The organism is Herbiconiux sp. J20-20, from assembly GCF_057365085.1.
Genome location: NZ_CP195122.1, coordinates 2,007,928 through 2,026,862 on the forward strand (window position 1 = coordinate 2,007,928; position 18,935 = coordinate 2,026,862).

General features: G+C 70.0%; 19 protein-coding genes. 11 read left to right on the top strand and 8 right to left on the bottom strand.

The genetic code is table 11. The features are described 5' to 3' along the window. Window positions 1–38: 38 nt before the first annotated feature. The 3 genes from ACR3ZA_RS09730 to ACR3ZA_RS09740 are packed head-to-tail and all read right to left on the bottom strand — an operon-like array spanning window position 39 to window position 3,879. Complete coding sequence (locus ACR3ZA_RS09730) at window positions 39–983, bottom strand: NUDIX domain-containing protein (protein WP_473661764.1); 945 nt, start codon at window positions 981–983, stop codon at window positions 39–41. Further along, window positions 980–3,154: an RNA degradosome polyphosphate kinase gene (locus ACR3ZA_RS09735; RefSeq protein WP_473661765.1), complete on the bottom strand. Its 2,175-nt coding sequence runs from the start codon at window positions 3,152–3,154 to the stop codon at window positions 980–982. Before ACR3ZA_RS09735 ends, ACR3ZA_RS09730 begins: the two co-directional genes overlap by 4 nt. A gap of 41 nt (window positions 3,155–3,195) precedes the next feature. Then, entirely contained in the window at window positions 3,196–3,879 is a 684-nt protein-coding gene (locus ACR3ZA_RS09740) for a winged helix-turn-helix domain-containing protein (protein ID WP_473661766.1), read from the bottom strand. A 52-nt stretch (window positions 3,880–3,931) separates the two neighbouring features. On the opposite strand from ACR3ZA_RS09740, the gene ACR3ZA_RS09745 reads away from it, so the two are divergent. The 4 genes from ACR3ZA_RS09745 (at window position 3,932) to ACR3ZA_RS09760 (ending at window position 7,205) form a co-directional block, all read left to right on the top strand. Further along, window positions 3,932–4,216 carry a hypothetical protein gene (locus ACR3ZA_RS09745; RefSeq protein WP_473661767.1) on the top strand — a complete coding sequence of 95 codons (285 nt, stop codon included), beginning with the start codon at window positions 3,932–3,934 and terminating at the stop codon, window positions 4,214–4,216. A gap of 115 nt (window positions 4,217–4,331) precedes the next feature. Then, the gene (locus ACR3ZA_RS09750) at window positions 4,332–4,943 is read left to right on the top strand and encodes a heme-binding beta-barrel domain-containing protein (protein ID WP_473661768.1); all 612 of its coding nucleotides are present in this window, start codon (window positions 4,332–4,334) and stop codon (window positions 4,941–4,943) included. After that, window positions 4,933–6,075 (top strand): CAF17-like 4Fe-4S cluster assembly/insertion protein YgfZ, encoded by a 1,143-nt coding sequence (gene ygfZ / locus ACR3ZA_RS09755; protein ID WP_473661769.1) that lies wholly within the window; start codon window positions 4,933–4,935, stop codon window positions 6,073–6,075. The genes ACR3ZA_RS09750 and ygfZ overlap by 11 nt, the downstream gene beginning before the upstream one ends. A 41-nt stretch (window positions 6,076–6,116) precedes the next feature. After that, window positions 6,117–7,205: an FUSC family protein gene (locus ACR3ZA_RS09760; RefSeq protein WP_473661770.1), complete on the top strand. Its 1,089-nt coding sequence runs from the start codon at window positions 6,117–6,119 to the stop codon at window positions 7,203–7,205. Between the two features lies 1 nt (window position 7,206). Here the strand turns inward: ACR3ZA_RS09760 and ACR3ZA_RS09765 are convergent, their stop codons facing one another. Then, the gene (locus ACR3ZA_RS09765; protein ID WP_473661771.1) at window positions 7,207–7,992 is read right to left on the bottom strand and encodes a methyltransferase domain-containing protein; all 786 of its coding nucleotides are present in this window, start codon (window positions 7,990–7,992) and stop codon (window positions 7,207–7,209) included. A gap of 31 nt (window positions 7,993–8,023) precedes the next feature. Between ACR3ZA_RS09765 and ACR3ZA_RS09770 the strand changes: the two genes are divergently transcribed. Next, on the top strand, window positions 8,024–8,767 hold the full coding sequence (locus tag ACR3ZA_RS09770; protein ID WP_473553845.1) for a phosphoglyceromutase: 744 nt from the start codon (window positions 8,024–8,026) through the stop codon (window positions 8,765–8,767). 72 nt (window positions 8,768–8,839) lie between these two features. On the opposite strand, the gene phoU is transcribed toward ACR3ZA_RS09770, so the two are convergent. Next, window positions 8,840–9,493, bottom strand: a complete 654-nt coding sequence (gene phoU, locus ACR3ZA_RS09775; protein ID WP_473661772.1) for a phosphate signaling complex protein PhoU — start codon at window positions 9,491–9,493, stop codon at window positions 8,840–8,842. Between the two features lie 175 nt (window positions 9,494–9,668). Here phoU and ACR3ZA_RS09780 point away from each other — a divergent pair, with 175 nt between their 5' ends. Together ACR3ZA_RS09780 and ACR3ZA_RS09785 are read left to right on the top strand one after the other, a co-directional pair. After that, a complete protein-coding gene (locus ACR3ZA_RS09780) occupies window positions 9,669–10,808 on the top strand; it encodes an ATP-binding protein (protein WP_473661773.1) in 1,140 nt (379 codons plus the stop codon). Window positions 10,809–10,820: 12 nt separating this feature from the next. Then, window positions 10,821–11,501 (top strand): response regulator, encoded by a 681-nt coding sequence (locus ACR3ZA_RS09785; protein WP_473661774.1) that lies wholly within the window; start codon window positions 10,821–10,823, stop codon window positions 11,499–11,501. 33 nt (window positions 11,502–11,534) lie between these two features. Here the strand turns inward: ACR3ZA_RS09785 and ACR3ZA_RS09790 are convergent, their stop codons facing one another. After that, on the bottom strand, window positions 11,535–12,068 hold the full coding sequence (locus ACR3ZA_RS09790; protein WP_473661775.1) for a hypothetical protein: 534 nt from the start codon (window positions 12,066–12,068) through the stop codon (window positions 11,535–11,537). A 131-nt stretch (window positions 12,069–12,199) separates the two neighbouring features. On the opposite strand from ACR3ZA_RS09790, the gene ACR3ZA_RS09795 reads away from it, so the two are divergent. The 4 genes from ACR3ZA_RS09795 to rlmB are packed head-to-tail and all read left to right on the top strand — an operon-like array spanning window position 12,200 to window position 16,326. Then, window positions 12,200–12,682 carry a CarD family transcriptional regulator gene (locus ACR3ZA_RS09795; protein WP_294180050.1) on the top strand — a complete coding sequence of 161 codons (483 nt, stop codon included), beginning with the start codon at window positions 12,200–12,202 and terminating at the stop codon, window positions 12,680–12,682. A 31-nt stretch (window positions 12,683–12,713) separates the two neighbouring features. Then, window positions 12,714–13,892 (top strand): 2-C-methyl-D-erythritol 4-phosphate cytidylyltransferase, encoded by a 1,179-nt coding sequence (gene ispD, locus ACR3ZA_RS09800; RefSeq protein ID WP_473661776.1) that lies wholly within the window; start codon window positions 12,714–12,716, stop codon window positions 13,890–13,892. Window positions 13,893–13,921: 29 nt separating this feature from the next. Then, on the top strand, window positions 13,922–15,337 hold the full coding sequence (gene cysS, locus ACR3ZA_RS09805) for a cysteine--tRNA ligase (protein WP_473661777.1): 1,416 nt from the start codon (window positions 13,922–13,924) through the stop codon (window positions 15,335–15,337). Then, window positions 15,334–16,326 carry a 23S rRNA (guanosine(2251)-2'-O)-methyltransferase RlmB gene (rlmB, locus tag ACR3ZA_RS09810; RefSeq protein WP_473661778.1) on the top strand — a complete coding sequence of 331 codons (993 nt, stop codon included), beginning with the start codon at window positions 15,334–15,336 and terminating at the stop codon, window positions 16,324–16,326. The genes cysS and rlmB overlap by 4 nt, the downstream gene beginning before the upstream one ends. On the opposite strand, the gene ACR3ZA_RS09815 is transcribed toward rlmB, so the two are convergent. Further along, window positions 16,323–17,630: a DUF4032 domain-containing protein gene (locus ACR3ZA_RS09815; protein ID WP_473661779.1), complete on the bottom strand. Its 1,308-nt coding sequence runs from the start codon at window positions 17,628–17,630 to the stop codon at window positions 16,323–16,325. The two genes, rlmB and ACR3ZA_RS09815, sit on opposite strands and share 4 nt — an antisense overlap. A 108-nt stretch (window positions 17,631–17,738) precedes the next feature. Then, window positions 17,739–18,845, bottom strand: a complete 1,107-nt coding sequence (locus ACR3ZA_RS09820) for a sn-glycerol-3-phosphate ABC transporter ATP-binding protein UgpC (RefSeq protein WP_473661780.1) — start codon at window positions 18,843–18,845, stop codon at window positions 17,739–17,741. Window positions 18,846–18,935: the final 90 nt, after the last annotated feature.

Here is an 18,935-nt window from a genome sequence, read left to right on the forward strand (position 1 = left end):
TGAACGGAAGGTGAACGAGCCGCGAATAGCCACCCGCGTCACTCGAAGGGGTTGTGCACCTCGATGGCGACGATCCCGGCATCCGGACGGTCGGTCGCGACGTGCAGCACGGCGAACTCGCCGGTGCCGAGCGCCTTGGCGCGGGGCAGCTGGTCCAGCTTCCGATCCCCGCCATGGGAGGCGACCGCCTCGATGACCTGCGGCAGCACCGGACCGTGACTGCACAGCACGACCGTCTGTCGGCGCTTGAGCCGCTTGCGCACGACCGAGTTGACGGCCTTGCCCGAGGGCTGGAACGCGTCCTGGCTGATCTTGTCGGAGAGCTTCACCGGCAGCCCGGTCGACGCCGCCACCGGGGCGATCGTGGTGAGGCAGCGGGCGGCCGTCGACGAGATCAGCTTGCGGGGGCGGAACGCGGCGATGCCGGCGGCCGCGCGGCGGGCCTGCTCGTGCCCGCGCGGCATGAGCGGTCGGCTCGCGTCGGGGCCGCGCCACTCGTGCGGGGCGACGGCCTTGCCGTGCCGCACCGCGATGATGGCGAAGGTGCGGGCGCTCGAGGTCGCCACGAGCCCCGCGAAGCGGTCGACCACGTCGACATCATGCTCGTAGCTCAGGATCTCGCGCGCCGTGTCGAGGCTGACCCAGCGCAGCTCCTCGATCTCGTCGTTCGAGCTGAAGGTCGAGTTCGCAATCGCATCCCGGTCGGCCTCGGCCGCCCAGTAGTAGACGCGCTTGGGTCGACCGTTGGGCAGCGTGTAGTCCACGGTGCCGAGCGGCACCCCGAGCGCGAGCGCGAGGCCGGTCTCCTCCTCCACCTCGCGGGCGGCGGTCTGCGGGAGCGACTCCCCGGGGTCGACCTTGCCCTTGGGCAGCGACAGGTCGCGGTGCTGCGTGCGGTAGACGACGAGGATCTCGATCCGGCCGTCCGGCAGCTCGTGCCAGACGACGGCTCCCGCCGCGAGCACGGTGTTGTTGGCGGTCATCGCAGGCTCCCCCGGCGTCGTTCCCCGATTTGGCGCATCACGTCGTCTTGCAGGTCGAGCAGCGGTTCGCCGGAGGCGTCGCGGTCGTGGCGCACCCACACGCCGTCCTCGCCGAGGTGCCAGGCATCCGTCTGCTCCGACATCGCCTGCTCGAACAGGGTGGTGAGCTCGTCGATGTGCTCCGGCTCGGTGAGGCGCACGAGCGCCTCGACGCGGCGGTCGAGATTGCGGTGCATCATGTCGGCGCTGCCGATGAACACCAGCGGGTCGCCGGCGTGGTGGAAGGCGAAGATGCGCGAGTGCTCCAGGTAGCGGCCGAGGATGCTGCGCACCCGGATCGTCTCCGACAGCCCCGGCACCCCGGGCCGCAGGGAGCAGATGCCGCGCACCCAGACGTCGACGGGCACGCCCGCCTGGCTGGCCCGGTACAGCGCGTCGATGATGGCCTCGTCGACCATCGAGTTCACCTTGATGCGGATGCCGCTCGGCTTGCCCTCGCGGGCGTTCTTGGCCTCGGCGTTGATGTGCTTGAGCAGGCCCTTGCGCAGGTGCAGCGGCGCGACGAGCAGACGCTTGAACTTCTTCTCGATCGCGTAGCCGGAGAGCTCGTTGAACAGCCGGGTGAGGTCCTTGCCGACCTGGTTGTCGGCGGTCAGCAGACCGAAGTCCTCGTAGATCCGGCTGGTCTTGGGGTTGTAGTTGCCCGTGCCGATGTGGCTGTAGTGCCGCAGCTCGCTGCCCTCCTGGCGGATCACCAGCGCGAGCTTGCAGTGGGTCTTCAGCCCGACGAGGCCATAGACGACGTGCACGCCGGCCTTCTCCAGCTTGCGCGCCCAGGAGATGTTGGCCTGCTCGTCGAAGCGGGCCTTGATCTCGACCAGGGCGAGCACCGCCTTGCCGGACTGCGCCGCGGCGATCAGCGCCTCGACGATCGGGCTGTCACCGCTCGTGCGGTAGAGGGTCTGCTTGATGGCAAGCACGTTCGGGTCGGCGGCGGCCTGCTCGAGGAACGCCTGAACGCTCGTCGCGAACGACTCGTAGGGGTGGTGCAGCAGCACGTCGCCGCGGTCGATCGAGGCGAAGATGTCGGGCGCCGCGGTCGGGTCGGCCGGCTGCAGGTGCACGCTCGTGGTCGGCACGTGCTTCGGGTACTTGAGCTCGGGGCGGTCGAGCTTCATCAGCTCGAAGAGCCCCCCGAGGTCGAGCGGCGCCGGCAGGCGGAACACCTCCTGCGCGGTGATCTGCAGCTCGCTCATCAGCAGGCCGAGCGTCACCTCGTCCATGTCGTCGGTGATCTCGAGCCGGATCGGCGGGCCGAAGCGACGCCGCAGCAGCTCCTTCTCGAGCGCCTGGATCAGGTTCTCGCTCTCGTCCTCCTCGACCACGACGTCCTCGTTGCGGGTGACGCGGAAGGTGTGGTGGGCGAGGATCTCCATCCCCGGGAACAGCTCGCTCAGGTGGTTGGCGATCACGTCCTCGAGGGGGAGGTAGCGCAGGCGGCCGGTGCCGTCATCCGGCAGCTTGACGAAGCGCGGAAGGTTCGTCGGCACCTTGAGGCGCGCGAACTCCTCCTTGTCGGTCTTCGGGTTGCGCACCCGCACCGAGAGGTTGAGCGAGAGGCCAGAGATGTAGGGGAACGGATGCGCGGGGTCGACCGCGAGCGGCATCAGCACCGGGAAGATCTGGCTCGAGAAGATCTCGTCGACCCGCACCCGGTCGCGCTCCTCCAGATCGGTCCAGTGCTCAATGTGGATGTCGGCGGCGTCGAGGGCGGGCTTCACCAGCTCGCCGAAGGCGCGGGCGTGACGGTCCTGCAGCTCGTGCGCCTTGGCGCTGATGTCGGCGAGCACATCGCTCGGCGCGCGCCCCACGTTCGTCGGCACCGCGAGGCCGGTCGCGATGCGCCGCTTCAGGCCGGCGACGCGCACCATGAAGAACTCATCGAGGTTGGAGGAGAAGATCGCCAGGAAGTTGGCGCGCTCCAGAATCGGCAGGCTCTCGTCCTCGGCGAGCTCCAGCACGCGCTGGTTGAACGCCAGCCAGCTCAGCTCGCGGTCGAGGAAGCGGTCGTGGGGAAGAGTCCCGTCATCGACGAGCACCGGCTCTGCCTCGTAGTCGTCGAGGAGGTCGGCCGCGATCGTCGGGTCGCCGAGGGGGTTGATGTCGTCCACTTCACCATCCTGGCACCGCTCAATGAACGACAGGTTAAAGCTCAGCCCGCTGGCGTGAGTCTCTCATCATCTTCATAAACGTTGAATCGGTAGCCGACGTTGCGCACCGTGCCGATGAGCGACTCCAGATCGCCGAGCTTGGCGCGCAGTCGTCGCACGTGCACATCGACCGTGCGGGTGCCGCCGAAGTAGTCATAGCCCCATACCTCGCTGAGCAGCTGCTCGCGGGTGAACACCCGGCTCGGGTGGGAGGCGAAGAAGCGGAGGAGCTCGAACTCCTTGTAGGTGAGGTCGAGCGGGCGACCGTGCACCTTGGCGGAGTAGCTCGCCTCGTCGATGATGACGCCCGAGGTCTGGATCTTGCTCGACGACTTGTCTTCGGTGAGGCGGCCGATCGCCAGGCGGATGCGCGCATCCACCTCGGCGGGCCCGGCCGATTCGAGGATCACGTCGTCGACACCCCAGTCGGACTGCACCGCGGTCAGCCCGCCCTCGGTGAGCACGAGCAGGACGGGAACGGTGACGCCGGTGGTGACGAGGATCTTGCACAGCGACTTCGCGCTGGCCAGATCGAGTCGCGCATCCACCAGAATCAGGTCGGCGGTCGGCGCCGTCACGAGCGACGCCGGTTCGGCGGGAATGCTGCGCGTGCGGTGGTTCAGAAGTCCGAGCGCGGGCAACACGTCGCTGTCGACCGTAGAGGTCAGAATCAACAACTGTGCCACGAACACCCTCCCGAGAGTCTGGGGACAGTGTAGTGACGCATACTATGGGCGCGTGAACTGGCTACGTGGGAGCATCGGCATCGTCTGGGGTGCGGCGCTCGTCGGCGCCGTGCTGGTGGGGGTCTTCGCGGGCTCCGCGTTCCTGGTCTGGATCCCCGTCGTGCTGGGCGCGCTGGTCATCATGACCTCGGCGATCCAGCTGGCGATCCACCGTCGGGAGGGCTTCGTGACGCGCATGATCGCAAGCCTCGGCGGCGGGCTCGTGATCCTGGTGGTGGCATCCCTGGTGCTGATCGCCGTTCACCCCGACGTGGCCCTGCTCCCCTCACTAGACTGAGACCATGCTCGCCCTCGAACTCTTCTTCATCGCGCTCCTCGGTCTCGCGACGCTGTCGATCGGCTTCGTCTCCGTCGTCGTGGTGTACAACCTCTTCCGCGGGCAGCGCTAGGGCATGTTCGAGCTCGACCCGGCGGTTCCGGCAGAGCTCGTCCCGCTCTCCTGGCTGATCGGCGTGTGGGAAGGCACCGGCGTGCTCGCCTACCGTGCCGGCGATCAGATGCACGAGGGCGAGTTCGGGCAGCGGATCGCCTTCAGCCATGACGGCGGACGTCACCTGCAGTACAGCTGCACGGTGTGGGCGCTGGATGCGGAGGCCGAGGCCTCGGAGGCCCTGCCGTACTTCTCCGAGCTGGGCTACTGGAGCCTGGCGCGACCCGCGACCGCGGCCGACCCCGGCCCGGGCATGATCCCGGGCGTCGGCGAGTCGGAGTTCACGACGGCCGAGCAGGTGGAGACGCTGCGGAACGCCGCCGGCTCCTTCGACATCGAGGTGTCGATTCTGCACGCGGCGGGCGTCAGCGAGCTCTACCTCGGGGCGGTTGCCGGACCGCGCATCGATCTGGCGACGGATGCCGTGGTGCGCACCGCCAGCGCCAAGGACTACTCGGCCGCGACCCGCATCTACGGACTCGTCGACGACCACCTGCTCTGGGCGTGGGACATCGCAGCCCTCGGCCACGACCTGCGCACGCACGCCTCCGGAAGGCTCGCTCGTGTCGACTGAGCGGGTTGAGCCGCCTGAGCGGGTTGAGCCTGTCGAAACCGCGACCCCCTTCGCTCTCCTCCCCGGTGCCGTTGGCTCCCCGCCCGAGCACTACGGCAACCCGATCGCCGAGCAGCGCGCCCTCGACCGCGGCGAGGCGATCGTCGACCTCTCCGACCGCGACGTGCTGTCGATCACCGGCGACGACCGGCTGAGCTGGCTCGACTCGCTCACCTCGCAAGCGCTGACGCGGCTCGCGCCCGGCGGCTCCAGCGAGACCCTGCTGCTCGACCCGAGCGGGCGCATCGAGTTCGTCGCGCGGGTCTTCGACGACGGCGAGACCACCTGGCTGCTGCTCGACGCGGGTCTCGGCGAGGGCTTCCGCGCCTTCCTCGACCGGATGCGCTTCATGCTCCGCGTCGAGGTCGCCGACCGCACCGCCGAGTTCGCGACCGTGGGTGCGCTCGGCGAGGTGCCGGCCGCGCTCGCCGAGTTCGCCGCCGCACCGCACGGCGTTCCGCTGATCTGGCAGGACGGCTGGGCCGAGGTCGCCGCGGGCGGCCACTCCTACGCGGCCGCCGAGGGGCATCCGGGCGCCGAGTGGCGCGCGCTGGAGGCGCTCGTGCCGCGCGACCGCCTCGCCGAGCTGGCGGCGACCGGCACCCCCGTCGCCGGAAGCTTCGCGCTCGAGGCACTGCGCATCGCCGCCTGGCGACCCCGCGCCGCAACCGAGCTCGACACCACCACGTTGCCGCACGAGCTCGACTGGCTGCGGTCGGCCGTGCATCTGGCCAAGGGCTGCTACCGCGGCCAGGAGACGGTGGCGAAGGTGCACAACCTCGGCCATCCGCCGCGCCGCCTGGTGTTTCTGCACCTCGATGGCAGCGAGGGCGTTGCCGCCGCCGCGGGCGATGAGGTGCGTTCGGGTGAGAAGGTCGTCGGTCGCGTGACGAGCGCCGCCCGCCACCACGAGCTGGGCCCGATCGCGCTCGCCGTGGTGAAGCGGTCGGCCCCGGTCGACGCAGAGCTCACCGTCGCGACCGAGGACGGCACGCTGCTGGCCGCCGCCCAGGAGGTCGTCGTTCCGCCGGAGGCGGGAGCATCTGCCAACGTCCCGCGCCTGCCGCGGCTCGGCGCCGTCCGTCGCGAGTGACCGTGGACGGTCTCGGCAACCTGCGTGCTCTGGAGCGACGCGTGCGTCGCCGGATTGACGCGCGGGCGGCGCTCCGACGCGTGTGGGAGTCGCTGCCGGCGATCCTGCAGATCCTGGCCGGCATCGCCGCCTCCTATTCGATCGCGCACTGGGGCCTGGGTCACCAGTTGCCGGTGCTCGCGGTGACGGTCGTCGTCTCCTCCCTCGGCTTCTCGCGCGACGCCCGGCCCCGTCGGGTGGCGGCCAGCGTGCTCGCGATCCTCTTGGGCATCGCGCTCGCCAATGCGTTCATGGTGCTGCTCGGGGCGGGCCTCTGGCAGCTGCTGGTGGCGATGCTGGTCACCTTCGTGGTGGCGCGCGCCGTGTCACCGAATCCCGCCTTCGCGCTCGCCACCGCGATCCCGGCCGCGCTCGTCGTGCTGCTGCCGCAGATCGACGGGAGCCCGTTCGGGCGCACCCTCGACGGTCTCGTCGGCGGCGTCGTGGCGCTGCTCGTGACAGCGCTCATTCCGCGCGATCCACGCCGCCAGGCGGCGCGCGACGGGCGCCGGGTGTTCTCGGTCTTCGACGAGGCGCTCGGCTCGGTGCGCGACGCGCTGGCCGACGCCGATCCGGCGGCGGCGGAGCTCGCCCTGGCGCGGCTGCGACGCACCCAGCCGCTGCTGGATGAGTGGGCGGCCTCGGCCGACACCGCGGTCTCGGTGACACGGCTCTCGCCGTTCCTGCGCCGTCACCTCGTCATGGTGCGCCGTCAGCAACGGCTGCAGGCCACGGCCGACCTCGCGAGTCGGCACCTGCGGCTGGTGGCCCGGCGCATCGAGTTCCTGGTGCGCGACGGGGTTCCGCGACCCGCGCTCGCCGGGCTCGTGGCCGACCTGTCGGCGGCGATGCGCCTGCTCGCGACCGCGCTCGACGCCCGCACCGTCGTCGAGCTGGAGATCGCCGAGTCGGCGCGCGGCGTGCTCTCTTCGCTCGCGGCCCGGCTCGACCCGGCGGTGAGCCTGCCGGGCGCCCTCGTCGTCACCGACGCCACCGTGCTGCTGCTGCTGCGCCCGCTGGTGGTCGATCTGCTCGTCGGCGCGGGCATGCCGATCGACGAGGCGCGGAAGCTGCTGCCGCCGGTCTCCTGACTCAGGCCGGTGCGACGGCGCTCCACGGCACCGTCAGCTCGCCGAGCTTCCAGCGCGACCGCGCGCCGAGCACCGGCCAGCCCTCGGCCCGCAGCGATTCGGCGACGGCGATCCAGCGCTGCGTGGGCCCGTAGACGCCGAGCGGCGCGTGCGTCGCCCACAGGCGGTCGAGCGTCGTCAGCAGGTCGTGGATGCGCTCGCCCGGCACGTTGCGGTGGATGAGCGCCTTGGGCAGCCGCTCGGCCACGATCGAGGGGGCGTCCAGTTCGGCCAGTCGGAGAGAGATGGTGAAGGTCACCGGTCCTGCCGCATCCAGCGTCACCCAGCTGGCGACGCGCCCCACCTCGTTGCAGGTGCCCTCGACGAGCGCGCCGCCGGGGGCGAGGCGCGCACGCATGGTCGCCCAGGCCGCCTCCACCTCCGACTCGTCGTACTGGCGCAGCACGTTGAGCGCCCGGATGACCGTGGCGCGCCGCCCGTCGAGCGGGGTCTCGAAGCCGCCGAGTCGGAAGCTCACCCCGGGCTTCGCCTCGGCGTTCGCGAGCCGCACTCGCTCCGGGTCGATCTCGATGCCGACGACCTCCACGTTCGGCTTCACGCGGGCCAGACGCTCGTGCAGTTCGAGAGTCGTGCGCGCGGAGGCGCCATAGCCCAGATCGACGACGAGCGGGGCGTCCGCGGAACGGAACGCGGGCAGCTGCGCCACCCAGCGGTCCACGCGCCGCAGACGGTTCACCCCGGTCGTCCCGCGGGTGATGCGCCCCTGCGGCGAGGTGGATCTTGGCATGCGTCCATTCTTGTCTCGGTAGGCTGGCGGCATGACCACCACGCTCATCCTTCTTCGTCACGGCAATTCCGACTGGAACCAAAAGAACCTGTTCACCGGGTGGGTCGACGTCCGCTTGAGTGACCAGGGCGTCACCGAGGCGAAGCGTGCCGGCGAGCTGCTCGCCGAGTCCGGCCTCGCGCCGACGATCCTCTACACGAGCCTCCTGACCCGCGCCATCCAGACCGCGAACCTCGCGCTGGAGGAGGCCGACCGGCTCTGGATTCCGGTCAAGCGCTCCTGGCGCCTCAACGAGCGCCACTACGGCTCGCTGCAGGGCCTCGACAAGGCCGAGACGCTGGAGAAGTACGGCCAGGAGCAGTTCATGACCTGGCGCCGCAGCTTCGACACCCCGCCGCCGCCGCTCGACGACGACGCCGAGTACAGCCAGGTGCACGACGAGCGCTACGCGAACATCGACGGCGAGGTGCCGCGCACCGAGAGCCTCAAGATCGTGATCGAGCGGATGCTGCCGTACTGGGAGTCCGACATCATCCCCAGCCTCGCCGCCGGCGAGACGGTGCTGGTGACCGCGCACGGCAACTCGCTGCGCGCCCTCGTCAAGCACCTGGAGGACATCGCGGATGACGAGATCTCCGAGCTGAACATCCCGACTGGCATTCCGCTCGTCTACGAGCTCGACGACAACTACCGTCCGCTCGCGCCGGGCCGCTACCTCGACCCGGAGGCCGCCGCCGCCGGTGCCGCCGCGGTCGCCAGCCAGGGCAAGAAGTAGGGCGCAGCGCCCCGAGAACGACGAAGCGCGTCATCCCCGCGGGGTGACGCGCTTCGTCGTTGAGGTCTGTGCTCAGTCGTCCTGGGGGGCCCAGTCGCCGGTCGCCAGGTACTGCATCTTCTTCGCGATCGAGACGGCGTGGTCGGCGAAGCGCTCGTGGTAGCGCGAGGCGAGGGTCGCATCCACCGTGTCCTCGGCGCCGCCCTTCCAGGTCTCGCCGAGCACCTTGTCGAACACGCTGAGGTGCAGCGCGTCGATCTTGTCGTCCTCGTCGCGGATCTCCTCCGCGAGCTTGACGTCCTCGGTGCGGAGCAGCTCGGTCAGCTTGTGCGCGATCTCGCAGTCGAGCTCGCCCATCTCCTGGAACGTCTTGCGCAGACCCTTCGGCACGACCTTCTCGGGGAAGCGGTAGCGGGCGAGCTGTGCGATGTGCGTCGACATGTCGCCCATCCGCTCGAGCGATGCGCTCACGCGCAGCGCCGTCACGACGATGCGCAGGTCGCGGGCGACGGGCTGCTGACGGGCGAGGATCTGGATCGCCAGCTCGTCGAGCGCGAGCGCCGCAGCGTCGATGCGGCTGTCCTGCTCGATCACGCTCTCCGCGAGGGCCACGTTCGACTCGCCGAACGCCTTCGTGGCGTTCTCGATCGACTCGGCCACGAGGGACGAGATCTCGACGAGTCGGTCCTGCACCTCTCGCAGCTCTTGCTGGAACACCTCGCGCATTTTGGATCCTCTCGCGTCTTGCATCGTCTCGGGCAGCATGAGCCGCGCCGATCTCCGCCAGCCTTCCGAGCGAAAGTGAACGATCGGTGTCGGCGGAGTGAATACTGCGGCTCGACGCGGCCTCTGGCGGGAGACCGGCGACGAGCGCCTCCGTTTGTCCCCCTAATCTAGACCCATGCCTCAAGGCTGGCTCGTGCTCCTCGCTGTGTTCTTCGGACTCATCGTCGGGATCGGCATCACCACCATCGCCGTTCTCGCGCATCGGCGCGGTCAGCGTGCGGTCTCGGTGGTCTCGCCGACCGTCCCCGATGGCGTCGAAGAGGTCATCGACGCGCTCGAGTCGGTCGGGGTCGTGCTGGATGCCTCGCACAACGTCGTCAAGGCGTCGATGGGGGCCCTCTCCTTCGGGCTGGTCTGGAACCAGTCGCTCGTGCATCCGGAGCTGCTCGCCCTCGCCGACGAGGTGCGGCGCACCGGCCAGACGATCAGTCGCGAGCTGCACCTGTCTCGCGGGCCGTTCGGCGACGCGAACCTGCACATCATGGTCCGCGTCGCGCGCCTCGGCACCCGCTATGTGCTGCTGCTGGCCGAGGACCGGACCGAGGCATACCGACTCGATGAGGTCCGCCGCGATTTCGTCGCGAACGTCAGCCACGAGCTGAAGACGCCGATCGGGGCCGTCACCCTTCTCGCCGAGGCGATCGAGGCGAGTGCCGATGAGCCCGTCGAGGTGCGTCGCTTCGCCCAGCGGCTGACGGTCGAGGCGGACCGTCTCGCGCGGCTCACGCAGGAGATCATCGAACTGAGCAGGCTGCAGGCCGACGACGCGCTGCACGACGCGGAGAACGTCGACATCGACTCGGTGATCGCTCAGGCCGTCGATCGCAATCGTGTCGCCGCAGCGGCGCATCGCATCTCGCTGGTGACCGGCGGCGACGCCGGCGCGCAGGTGTTCGGCGACGAGAACATGCTCATCACCGCCGTGCACAACCTCGTCGTCAACGCGATCCAGTACTCGCCCGACGGCTCCCGCGTCGGAGTGGGCGTGACGCGCTCCGAGGGCGTCGTCGAGATCGCCGTGACCGATCAGGGCATCGGGATCCCGGAGTCAGAGCGCGACCGCGTCTTCGAGCGGTTCTTCCGCCTCGACAGCGCCCGCAGCCGCCAGACGGGTGGCACGGGCCTCGGGCTCAGCATCGTCAAGCACATCGTCAAACAACACGGCGGAGACGTCCGAGTCTGGTCGCAGACCGGCAACGGATCGACGTTCACGATTCGGCTTCCCGAGTCCGCCGCCGAACGCCTTGCCATCTGAAGGAGCTGCACTATGACCCGCATCCTGATCGTCGAGGACGAGCCCTCGCTGAGCGAGCCCCTCGCGTTCCTGCTCGAGCGGGAGGGCTACGAGACCGAGGTGGCGGCCGATGGGCCGGCGGCGCTCGCGGCGTTCGAACGGCAAGGGGCCGATCTGGTGCTGCTTGATCTGATGCTGCCCGGGCTTCCCGGCACCGAGGTGTGCCGCGAGCTGCGCACGCGTTCCACGGTGCCGATCATCATGCTGACGGCGAAGGACAGCGAGGTGGACATCGTCGTCGGGCTTGAACTGGGGGCGGACGACTACGTCACCAAGCCGTACTCCTCGCGGGAGCTCCTGGCCCGCATCCGTGCCGTGCTGCGTCGACGTGCCGACGTGGAGGAGGAGCAGGACGGTGTCCTCGAGGCGGGACCCGTGCGCATGGACGTCGAACGCCACTCGGTCGCGGTGAACGGCACGGAGATCTCGATGCCGCTCAAAGAGTTCGAACTGCTCGAACTGCTGCTGCGCAATGCCGGGCGGGTGCTCACCCGCGGCCAGCTGATCGACCGGGTGTGGGGCGCCGACTACTTCGGCGACACCAAGACGCTCGACGTGCACATCAAGCGGATCCGCAGCAAGATCGAGCCCGATCCGGCGCAGCCGACGCTGCTGGTGACCGTGCGCGGACTGGGCTACCGCTTCGAGTCCTAGACCCGGCTGCGGGCCGCGGCCGCCGACGCCCTGCTACGGGGCGGGGGTCTCGGTGGGCTCGGGCTCGGTCGTCGCGTACGTCGTCGGCGTGGGCGTGGGCGTCGGCAGGTACGGCGCGTACTGCTCGAGCGAGCCGTCGAGGACGGGCACGTCGATCTGGCTGCCGACCTCGTTGCCGTACTGGAAGTAGAGCTCGATCAGGCTTCCCGCCGGGCTGTCGATGCCCTCGAGCAGCAGCTGGCCGTTCTCGCCGAAGCCGAAGTTGGTGGACGACTTGGGCTCGAGCTCGAGCGTCAGGTCGACCTTGGAGCCGTCGACGACGTACTGGACGCCGAGATCGACGGCGTCGTCGCCGTGGTTGACGGCCGTGAAGAGCAGGTTGCCATCGAGGCCGTCCTCGGTCAGCACGAGCACGTTCTGCACGGTGACCTCGCCGACCTCGGTGCTCACACCGTCGCTCGGGTCGTACTGGAACTGCGTCGCGATCGGGGTGACGAAACCGCATCCCGCGAGAACGGCGGCGGTGACGCCGGCCAGCACAATGGACATCGCGGCACGTGCGTTCACAAGACCCTCCGAGTCAGACAGTAGACAGCGTCCCCAAGCCTAGCGGGGGCGAGGCGCACCCCTGGCTTAGGCCATCCTAACTCGTACCCCGACTGTGCTAAAATGGGAGGTCTGCGGGAAGGAACAACTCCATGCTGTTCGAGGTCGGCGAGACGGTCGTGTACCCCCATCACGGGGCGGCAAAGATCATTGAAGTAAAGAAGCGCACCATTCGGGGTGAGGAAAAGCTGTACCTCAAGCTCAATGTCACCCAGGGTGATCTGACGATCGAGGTGCCCGCGGAGAATGTCGACCTGGTCGGCGTTCGCGACGTCATCGGCAAGGAAGGCCTGGACCGCGTGTTCGAGGTGCTTCGCGCGCCGTTCACGGAAGAGCCCACCAACTGGAGCCGCCGCTACAAGGCGAACCTCGAGAAGCTCGCGTCGGGTGACGTCATCAAGGTCTCCGAGGTCGTCCGCGACCTGTGGCGTCGCGATCAGGACCGCGGCCTGTCCGCGGGCGAGAAGCGGATGCTGGCGAAGGCTCGCCAGATCCTGATCTCCGAGCTCGCGCTCGCCGAGAAGACCGACGAAGAGAAGGCCTCGACGGTCCTCGACGAGGTTCTCGCCTCCTGAGGCAGCGCCCGCTCCGACTACGATTCGGAGCATGATCTCTGGCGCGCCGTCACCCTTCGGTGTCGTGATCGTCGCCGCGGGCAGTGGCACGCGCCTCGGCCACGCGACGCCGAAGGCGTTCGTCGAACTCGGCGCGCGCACGCTGCTGGAGCGCGCGCTCGACGGCGTCTCGGAGGCGGTCGAGACCTACGCGACCGTCGTCGTCGCGCCCGCCGATCGCCTTGACGAGGCGACCCGCATCGCTGACCGCGCGGATCGGAGCGTGCGCGTCGTCACCGGGGGGTCGACGCGGCAGGCGTCCGTCGCCGCCGGGCTGGCGGCGCTGCCCGACTCGGTCGAGGTCGTGCTCGTGCACGATGCGGCGCGGGCCCTGACCCCGAGCGCGGTGATCGACCGCGTCGCGCGCGCGGTGCGAGACCGCGGCATCGGCGTGGTGCCGGCGCTGCGCGTCGTCGACACGCTCAAGCGGGTCGCCGCCGCGCCGCAGAGCCGCCCGCTGGATGCCGACGAGATCCTGGAGGCGGTGGACCGCGCCGAACTGGTCGCCGCGCAGACGCCGCAGGGCTTCCCGCGCGCCGCCCTCCAGACCGCCTACGACGCGGCGATCGAGGAGCACACCGACGACGCGGCGCTGTTCGCGGCGGCGGGCGGCACCGTCGTCGCCGTCGACGGCGACGCGCTCGGATTCAAGATCACCACGCCCGCCGATCTGGAGCGGGCCGAGCACCTGGTCGGAGGGGCGGACCGCATGCGGACCGGCATCGGAATCGACGTTCACGCCTACGACGAGAGCGCGCCGCTCTGGCTCGGCGGGCTGTACTGGCCGGACGAGCCGGGGCTCGCGGGGCACAGCGATGGCGACGCCGTCATCCACGCCATCTGCGACGCGCTGCTCTCGGCGGCGGGGCTCGGCGACATCGGGTCCCGTTTCGGCACCGCCGACCCGCGCTTCGCCGACGCGCGCAGCGAGGTGTTCCTCTCCGAGACTCTCGCGCTCGTCGACGGCGCCGGCTACCGCATCCAGAACGTGGCGGTGCAGCTGGTCGCGCAGCGCCCGCGCCTCGCCGCGCGTCGCCTCGAGATGGAGGCGCATCTGACCGCCCTCGTCGGGGCGCCGGTGAGCGTTGCCGCCACGACGAGCGACGGGCTGGGCTTCACCGGCCGCGGTGAAGGGGTCCAAGCGCTCGCGACCGCCCTGATTCTGGGGTAACGCGCCGCCACCCCGGCTAAACTCGCCGAGTGACGATCCGCCTCTACGACACCCGCGCCTCCGGGCTGCGCGCCTTCGAGCCGCTCGTGCCCGGCAAGGTGGGCATCTACGTCTGCGGACCCACCGTGCAGTCCTCGCCGCACATCGGCCACGTGCGCTCGGCGCTCGCCTACGACCTGTGGCGACGCTGGTTCGGCATGCGCGGCTACGACGTCACCTTCGTGCGCAACGTCACCGACATCGACGACAAGATCCTGGAGCACGCCAGCGGCCGTGAGGTGTGGTGGGCGCTCGCCTACCGCATCGAGCTCGAGTTCACCGCCGCGTACCGCACGCTCGGCATCCTGCCGCCCACCTATGAGCCGCGCGCCACCGCGAGCATCTCGCAGATGCAGGAGATGATCGCCGAGCTCATCGAGCGCGGCCACGCCTACGTCGCCGACGACGACAGCGGCGACGTGTACTTCGACGTGAAGACCTGGCCCGACTACGGCTCGCTCACGCATCAGAAGCTCGACGACATGGCCGACGCGGCGGATGCGCCCGCGCGCGCCAAGCGCGACCCGCGCGACTTCGCGCTCTGGAAGGGCAGCAAGCCCGGTGAGCCGGACTCGGCGTCGTGGAGCTCCCCGTGGGGCGCCGGTCGCCCCGGCTGGCACATCGAGTGCTCGGCGATGAGCAAGCGCTACCTCGGCGGGACCTTCGACATCCACGGCGGCGGCCTCGACCTCCGCTTCCCGCACCACGAGAACGAGCTGGCGCAGTCGTCGGCCGCGGGCGAGGGCTTTGCGCGCTACTGGGTGCACAACGGCCTCGTGAACATCGAGGGCCAGAAGATGTCGAAGTCGCTCGGCAACTCCGTCTACGCCTCCCAGCTGATCGCCCTGGCGCGGCCGATCGTGGTGCGTGCGTATCTCGCGAGCGCGCACTACCGTTCGACGATCGACTACCACCCGGGGGCGCTCCGCGAGGCGGAGACCGCCTTTGCCCGCATCGAAGGGTTCCTCGACCGCGTGATCCGCGCCGTCGAGGGCCGACCCGCCGCCAGCGCCGGCGTTCCGGGGCGGGTGCCGGCCGCGTTCGCCGACGCGATGGATGACGATCTCGGCACGCCGCAGGCATTCGCCGTGCTGCACGACACCGTGCGGGCCGGCAACATCGCGCTCGACGCGGGCGCTCTCGCCGTCGCCGAGGAGCGCCGCGAAGAGGTGGTCGCGATGCTCGACGTGCTCGGCATCAACCCGCATGCCCCCGAGTGGGCGGCGGGCGACGACGCGGAGTCGCACGCGGTGCTGGGGGCGCTCGTCGAGCGCCTCATCGCCGACCGCGCCGCCGCGCGCGCGAACAAGGACTTTGCCGCCGCGGATCGCATCCGCGACGAATTGACGGCCGCGGGGATCGCCCTCGACGACACGCCCGACGGAACCAGATGGAGCATCGCATGAACAAGCCAGGACGAGCTGGGGCCGGGAAGCCGAAGAAGAAGGGCCCCCAGGTCGGCACCGGCGGTCACGGTCGCCGCGCCCTCGAGGGCAAGGGCCCGACGCCGAAGGCCGAGGACCGCAGCTGGCACGTCGCCGGCAAGCGGAAGGCCGCCAAGGAGCGCCTGGAGGCAGCCCGCGCCAAGTCGGGTCGCGGCGGCTCGGAGGCGCCCGCGCGCCGCACCGCACGCCCCAAGAGCGACGACGGCGAGATGGTCACCGGCCGCAACTCGGTGCTCGAGTCGCTGCGCGCGAAGATCCCCGCGACGACGCTGTACATCGCCTCCCGCATCGAGATGGATGACCGGGTGAAGGAGGCGCTGTCGCTCGCCACCAAGCGCGGCCTCAACGTGCTCGAGGTGATGCGGCCCGAGCTCGACCGGCTCAGCGGCCACGACGCCGTTCACCAGGGCATCGCGCTCAAGGTGCCGCCCTACCAGTACGCGCACCCGCTCGACCTGCTCGACGCGGCGATCGACTCCGGTCGCCCGCCGCTGCTGGTGGCGCTCGACGGCGTCACCGATCCGCGCAACCTGGGCGCCATCGTGCGGTCGGCTGCCGCGTTCGGCGCGCACGGCGTGATCGTGCCGCAGCGTCGCAGCGTCGGCATGACCGCGAGCGCCTGGAAGACCAGCGCCGGCGCGGCCGCGCGTGTTCCGGTCGCGATGGCCGCGAACCTGACGCGCGCGCTCGAGGAGCTCAAGCAGCGCGGCGTCTTCGTGCTCGGCCTCGACGGTGGCGGAGACATCTCGCTGCCGGGCCTGGAGCTGGCGACCTCGCCGATCGTGATCGTCGTCGGCAGTGAGGGCAAGGGGCTCTCGCGGCTGGTCACCGAGAAGTGCGACGCCGTGGTGTCGATCCCGATCGAGTCGAGCACCGAGTCGCTCAACGCCGGGATCGCCGTCAGCGTCACCCTCTACGAGGTGGCGAAGCTGCGCGCCGAGGCGCGCTAGACCTTCGCGCGCCAGTCCTCTTCGTCGTCGTCGGGCGAGATGATCGGCATCGCCGAGGTCTCGACCGGCACGTCGATGAGTCCGGTCACCGGGGCGACGACGGTCATCTCGTCGCGCCGGTGCCGCAGGATCGTCTCGATGTAGGAGGTCAGAGCCTCGGCGAGCGGAACGCTGTGGCCGGTGTTCTGCGAGAGATACCAACGGTGATCGAGCAGCTGATGGAACAGCTCGGCCGGTTCGAGCTTGCCGCGCAGGTCGCGCGGCACCGCGCGAATCACCGGCTCGAAGACCTTGGCGAGCCACTCGTGCGCGACCTGCTCCTCGTCAAGATTCGCGCGGTCGCCGGTGGCGCGGTACGAGTCGAGGTCGTTGAGCAGTCGGCGGGCCTGGTTCTCTCCGGCGTCGAGGCCGGTGAGGCGCAGCAGGCGCCGTGAGTGGTGTCCCGCATCGACGACCTTGGGCTGGATGCGCACCTGGGTGCCGGTGTCATCCTTGCGGATCGAGAGCTCCTCGATGTCGAAGCCGAGGTCGTTGAGACGCTGCACGCGCTCGTTGATGCGCCAGCGCTCCGCCTCGGGGAACGACTCCGAGCCGGTGAGCTCGGCCCACAGCGAGCGGTATTGGGCGACGATGCCGTCGGCGATCGCGACCGGGTCGAGCTCCTCCTCGAGCCGTCCGCCGGCCTGGAGGTCGAGCAGTTCGCCCGCGATGTTGACGCGGGCGATCTCGAGGTCGTTCTCGCGCTGCCCGTTCGAGAGCCCGCCGTCGTAGAGCTTGCCGGTCTCGGCGTCGACCAGGTAGGCGGCGAAGGCGCCCGCGTCACGTCGGAACAGGGTGTTCGACAGCGAGACGTCGCCCCAGAAGAACCCGATGATGTGCAGACGCGCGAGCAGCACCGCGAGGGCATCCACGAGCCGGGTTGCGGTGTCGGGGCGCAGCGTCTGCGAGTACAGCGCCCGGTAGGGGAGCGAGAACTTCAGGTGCCGGGTGACGAGCACCGGCTGCAGCTCGTCGCCGTCGACGGTGGCGCGATTGGTGATGACCGCCACCGGGTCGACGCAGGGGATGTCGAGACGCTGCAGGGTGCGCAGCATCTCGTACTCGCGCTTCGCCAGCTCGGCCGAGGTCTCCTTGATGGCGACGACGTAGCCGCCGAGGTGGGCGAAGCGCACCAGGTGGCGTGAGATCCCCTTCGGCAGGCTCGCGATGGTCTCGTCGGGCCACAGATCCAGCGGCAGGTCCCACGGCAGGTCCAGCAGGGCCGAGTCGGGGACGGCGGCGGTGATCGACAGAGCCGAGGCCATGCGGGTGAACCTCCCGTGCCGCGTGCGGGCGGCGTGATGTGAAGCGGAGACAGCGCGGGCCCCGCAGCTCGGATCGAGCGGCGGGGCCCGCGGCCAGGAAAGGTGTGACTAGGCGGTGGCCGTCACGTCGATCGGCTTGGTCAGGCGCTCGCCCGTCTCGCCGTCGAACGCGTGGATGTGCTCCGGCGCCGGCGCGACGATGACCGTCTCGCCGTCCTCCGGGTGATCGCGGCCGTCGACGCGCACGACGACGTCGACACGCTGTCCGCTGACCTCCGCGTGACCGTAGAGGTAGCCGTCCGCGCCGAGCTCCTCGACGACGTCGACCTCGACCGAGAGGCCCTTGCCGTCCTTCGCGATGACGAGGTCCTCCGGGCGAACGCCGACCGTGGCGGTCTTGCCCGACAGGTGCGCGATGACGTCGCGCTCGAGCTTGGCGACCGTGGTGCCGAAGGCGAGGCCACCCTCGACCACGTCGGTGGTGAAGAGGTTCATCGCGGGGCTGCCGATGAAGCCGGCGACGAAGACGTTGCTCGGCGAGGCGTACAGGTCGCGCGGGGTGCCGACCTGCTGCAGCACGCCGTCCTTGAGAACCGCGATGCGGTCACCCATGGTGAGCGCCTCGGTCTGGTCGTGCGTGACGTAGACCGTCGTGACGCCGAGGCGGCGCTGCAGGCTCGCGATCTGGGTGCGGGTCTGCACGCGGAGCTTGGCGTCGAGGTTCGACAGCGGCTCGTCCATGAGGAACACCTGGGGCTGACGCACGATGGCGCGACCCATGGCGACACGCTGACGCTGACCACCGGAGAGCGCCTTCGGCTTGCGGGCCAGGTAGGGCTCCAGGTCGAGCAGCTTGGCGGCCTCGAGGACGCGCGCGGCGCGCTCCTCCTTGTTGACGCCGGCGATCTTGAGCGCGAAGCCCATGTTCTCGGCGACCGTCATGTGCGGGTAGAGCGCGTAGTTCTGGAAGACCATGGCGATGTCACGGTCCTTCGGGGGCACGTCGGTGACGTCGCGGTCACCGATCAGGATGCGGCCGTCGTTGACCTCTTCGAGGCCCGCGAGCATGCGCAGGGTCGTCGACTTGCCGCAACCCGAGGGGCCGACGAGGACGAGGAACTCGCCGTCCGCGACGTGCAGGTCGATTGCGTCGACAGCCGGCTTGGTGGAACCCGGGTAGAGACGGGTTGCCTTGTCAAAAGTGACAGATGCCATAGCGGTACTAACTCCTTCACCGGCAGGTACGTGCCGGACGATCCGTAGTGAATGGAAGCGTGAAAACCGGCAGCGGTGCCGGGAGCCACC

Excerpts from the sequence above, each read along its gene's own strand:
- ACR3ZA_RS09750 (WP_473661768.1), top strand. The coding sequence starts at position 4,332 with ATGTTCGAGCTCGACCCGGCGGTTCCGGCAGAGCTCGTCCCGCTCTCC.
- ACR3ZA_RS09795 (WP_294180050.1), top strand. The coding sequence starts at position 12,200 with ATGCTGTTCGAGGTCGGCGAGACGGTCGTGTACCCCCATCACGGGGCG.
- ispD (WP_473661776.1), top strand. The coding sequence starts at position 12,714 with ATGATCTCTGGCGCGCCGTCACCCTTCGGTGTCGTGATCGTCGCCGCG.
- ACR3ZA_RS09820 (WP_473661780.1), bottom strand. The coding sequence starts at position 18,845 with ATGGCATCTGTCACTTTTGACAAGGCAACCCGTCTCTACCCGGGTTCC.
- ACR3ZA_RS09730 (WP_473661764.1), bottom strand. The coding sequence starts at position 983 with ATGACCGCCAACAACACCGTGCTCGCGGCGGGAGCCGTCGTCTGGCAC.
- ACR3ZA_RS09780 (WP_473661773.1), top strand. The coding sequence starts at position 9,669 with ATGCCTCAAGGCTGGCTCGTGCTCCTCGCTGTGTTCTTCGGACTCATC.
- ACR3ZA_RS09765 (WP_473661771.1), bottom strand. The coding sequence starts at position 7,992 with ATGCCAAGATCCACCTCGCCGCAGGGGCGCATCACCCGCGGGACGACC.
- phoU (WP_473661772.1), bottom strand. The coding sequence starts at position 9,493 with ATGCGCGAGGTGTTCCAGCAAGAGCTGCGAGAGGTGCAGGACCGACTC.
- rlmB (WP_473661778.1), top strand. The coding sequence starts at position 15,334 with ATGAACAAGCCAGGACGAGCTGGGGCCGGGAAGCCGAAGAAGAAGGGC.
- ACR3ZA_RS09785 (WP_473661774.1), top strand. The coding sequence starts at position 10,821 with ATGACCCGCATCCTGATCGTCGAGGACGAGCCCTCGCTGAGCGAGCCC.
- ACR3ZA_RS09770 (WP_473553845.1), top strand. The coding sequence starts at position 8,024 with ATGACCACCACGCTCATCCTTCTTCGTCACGGCAATTCCGACTGGAAC.
- ACR3ZA_RS09815 (WP_473661779.1), bottom strand. The coding sequence starts at position 17,630 with ATGGCCTCGGCTCTGTCGATCACCGCCGCCGTCCCCGACTCGGCCCTG.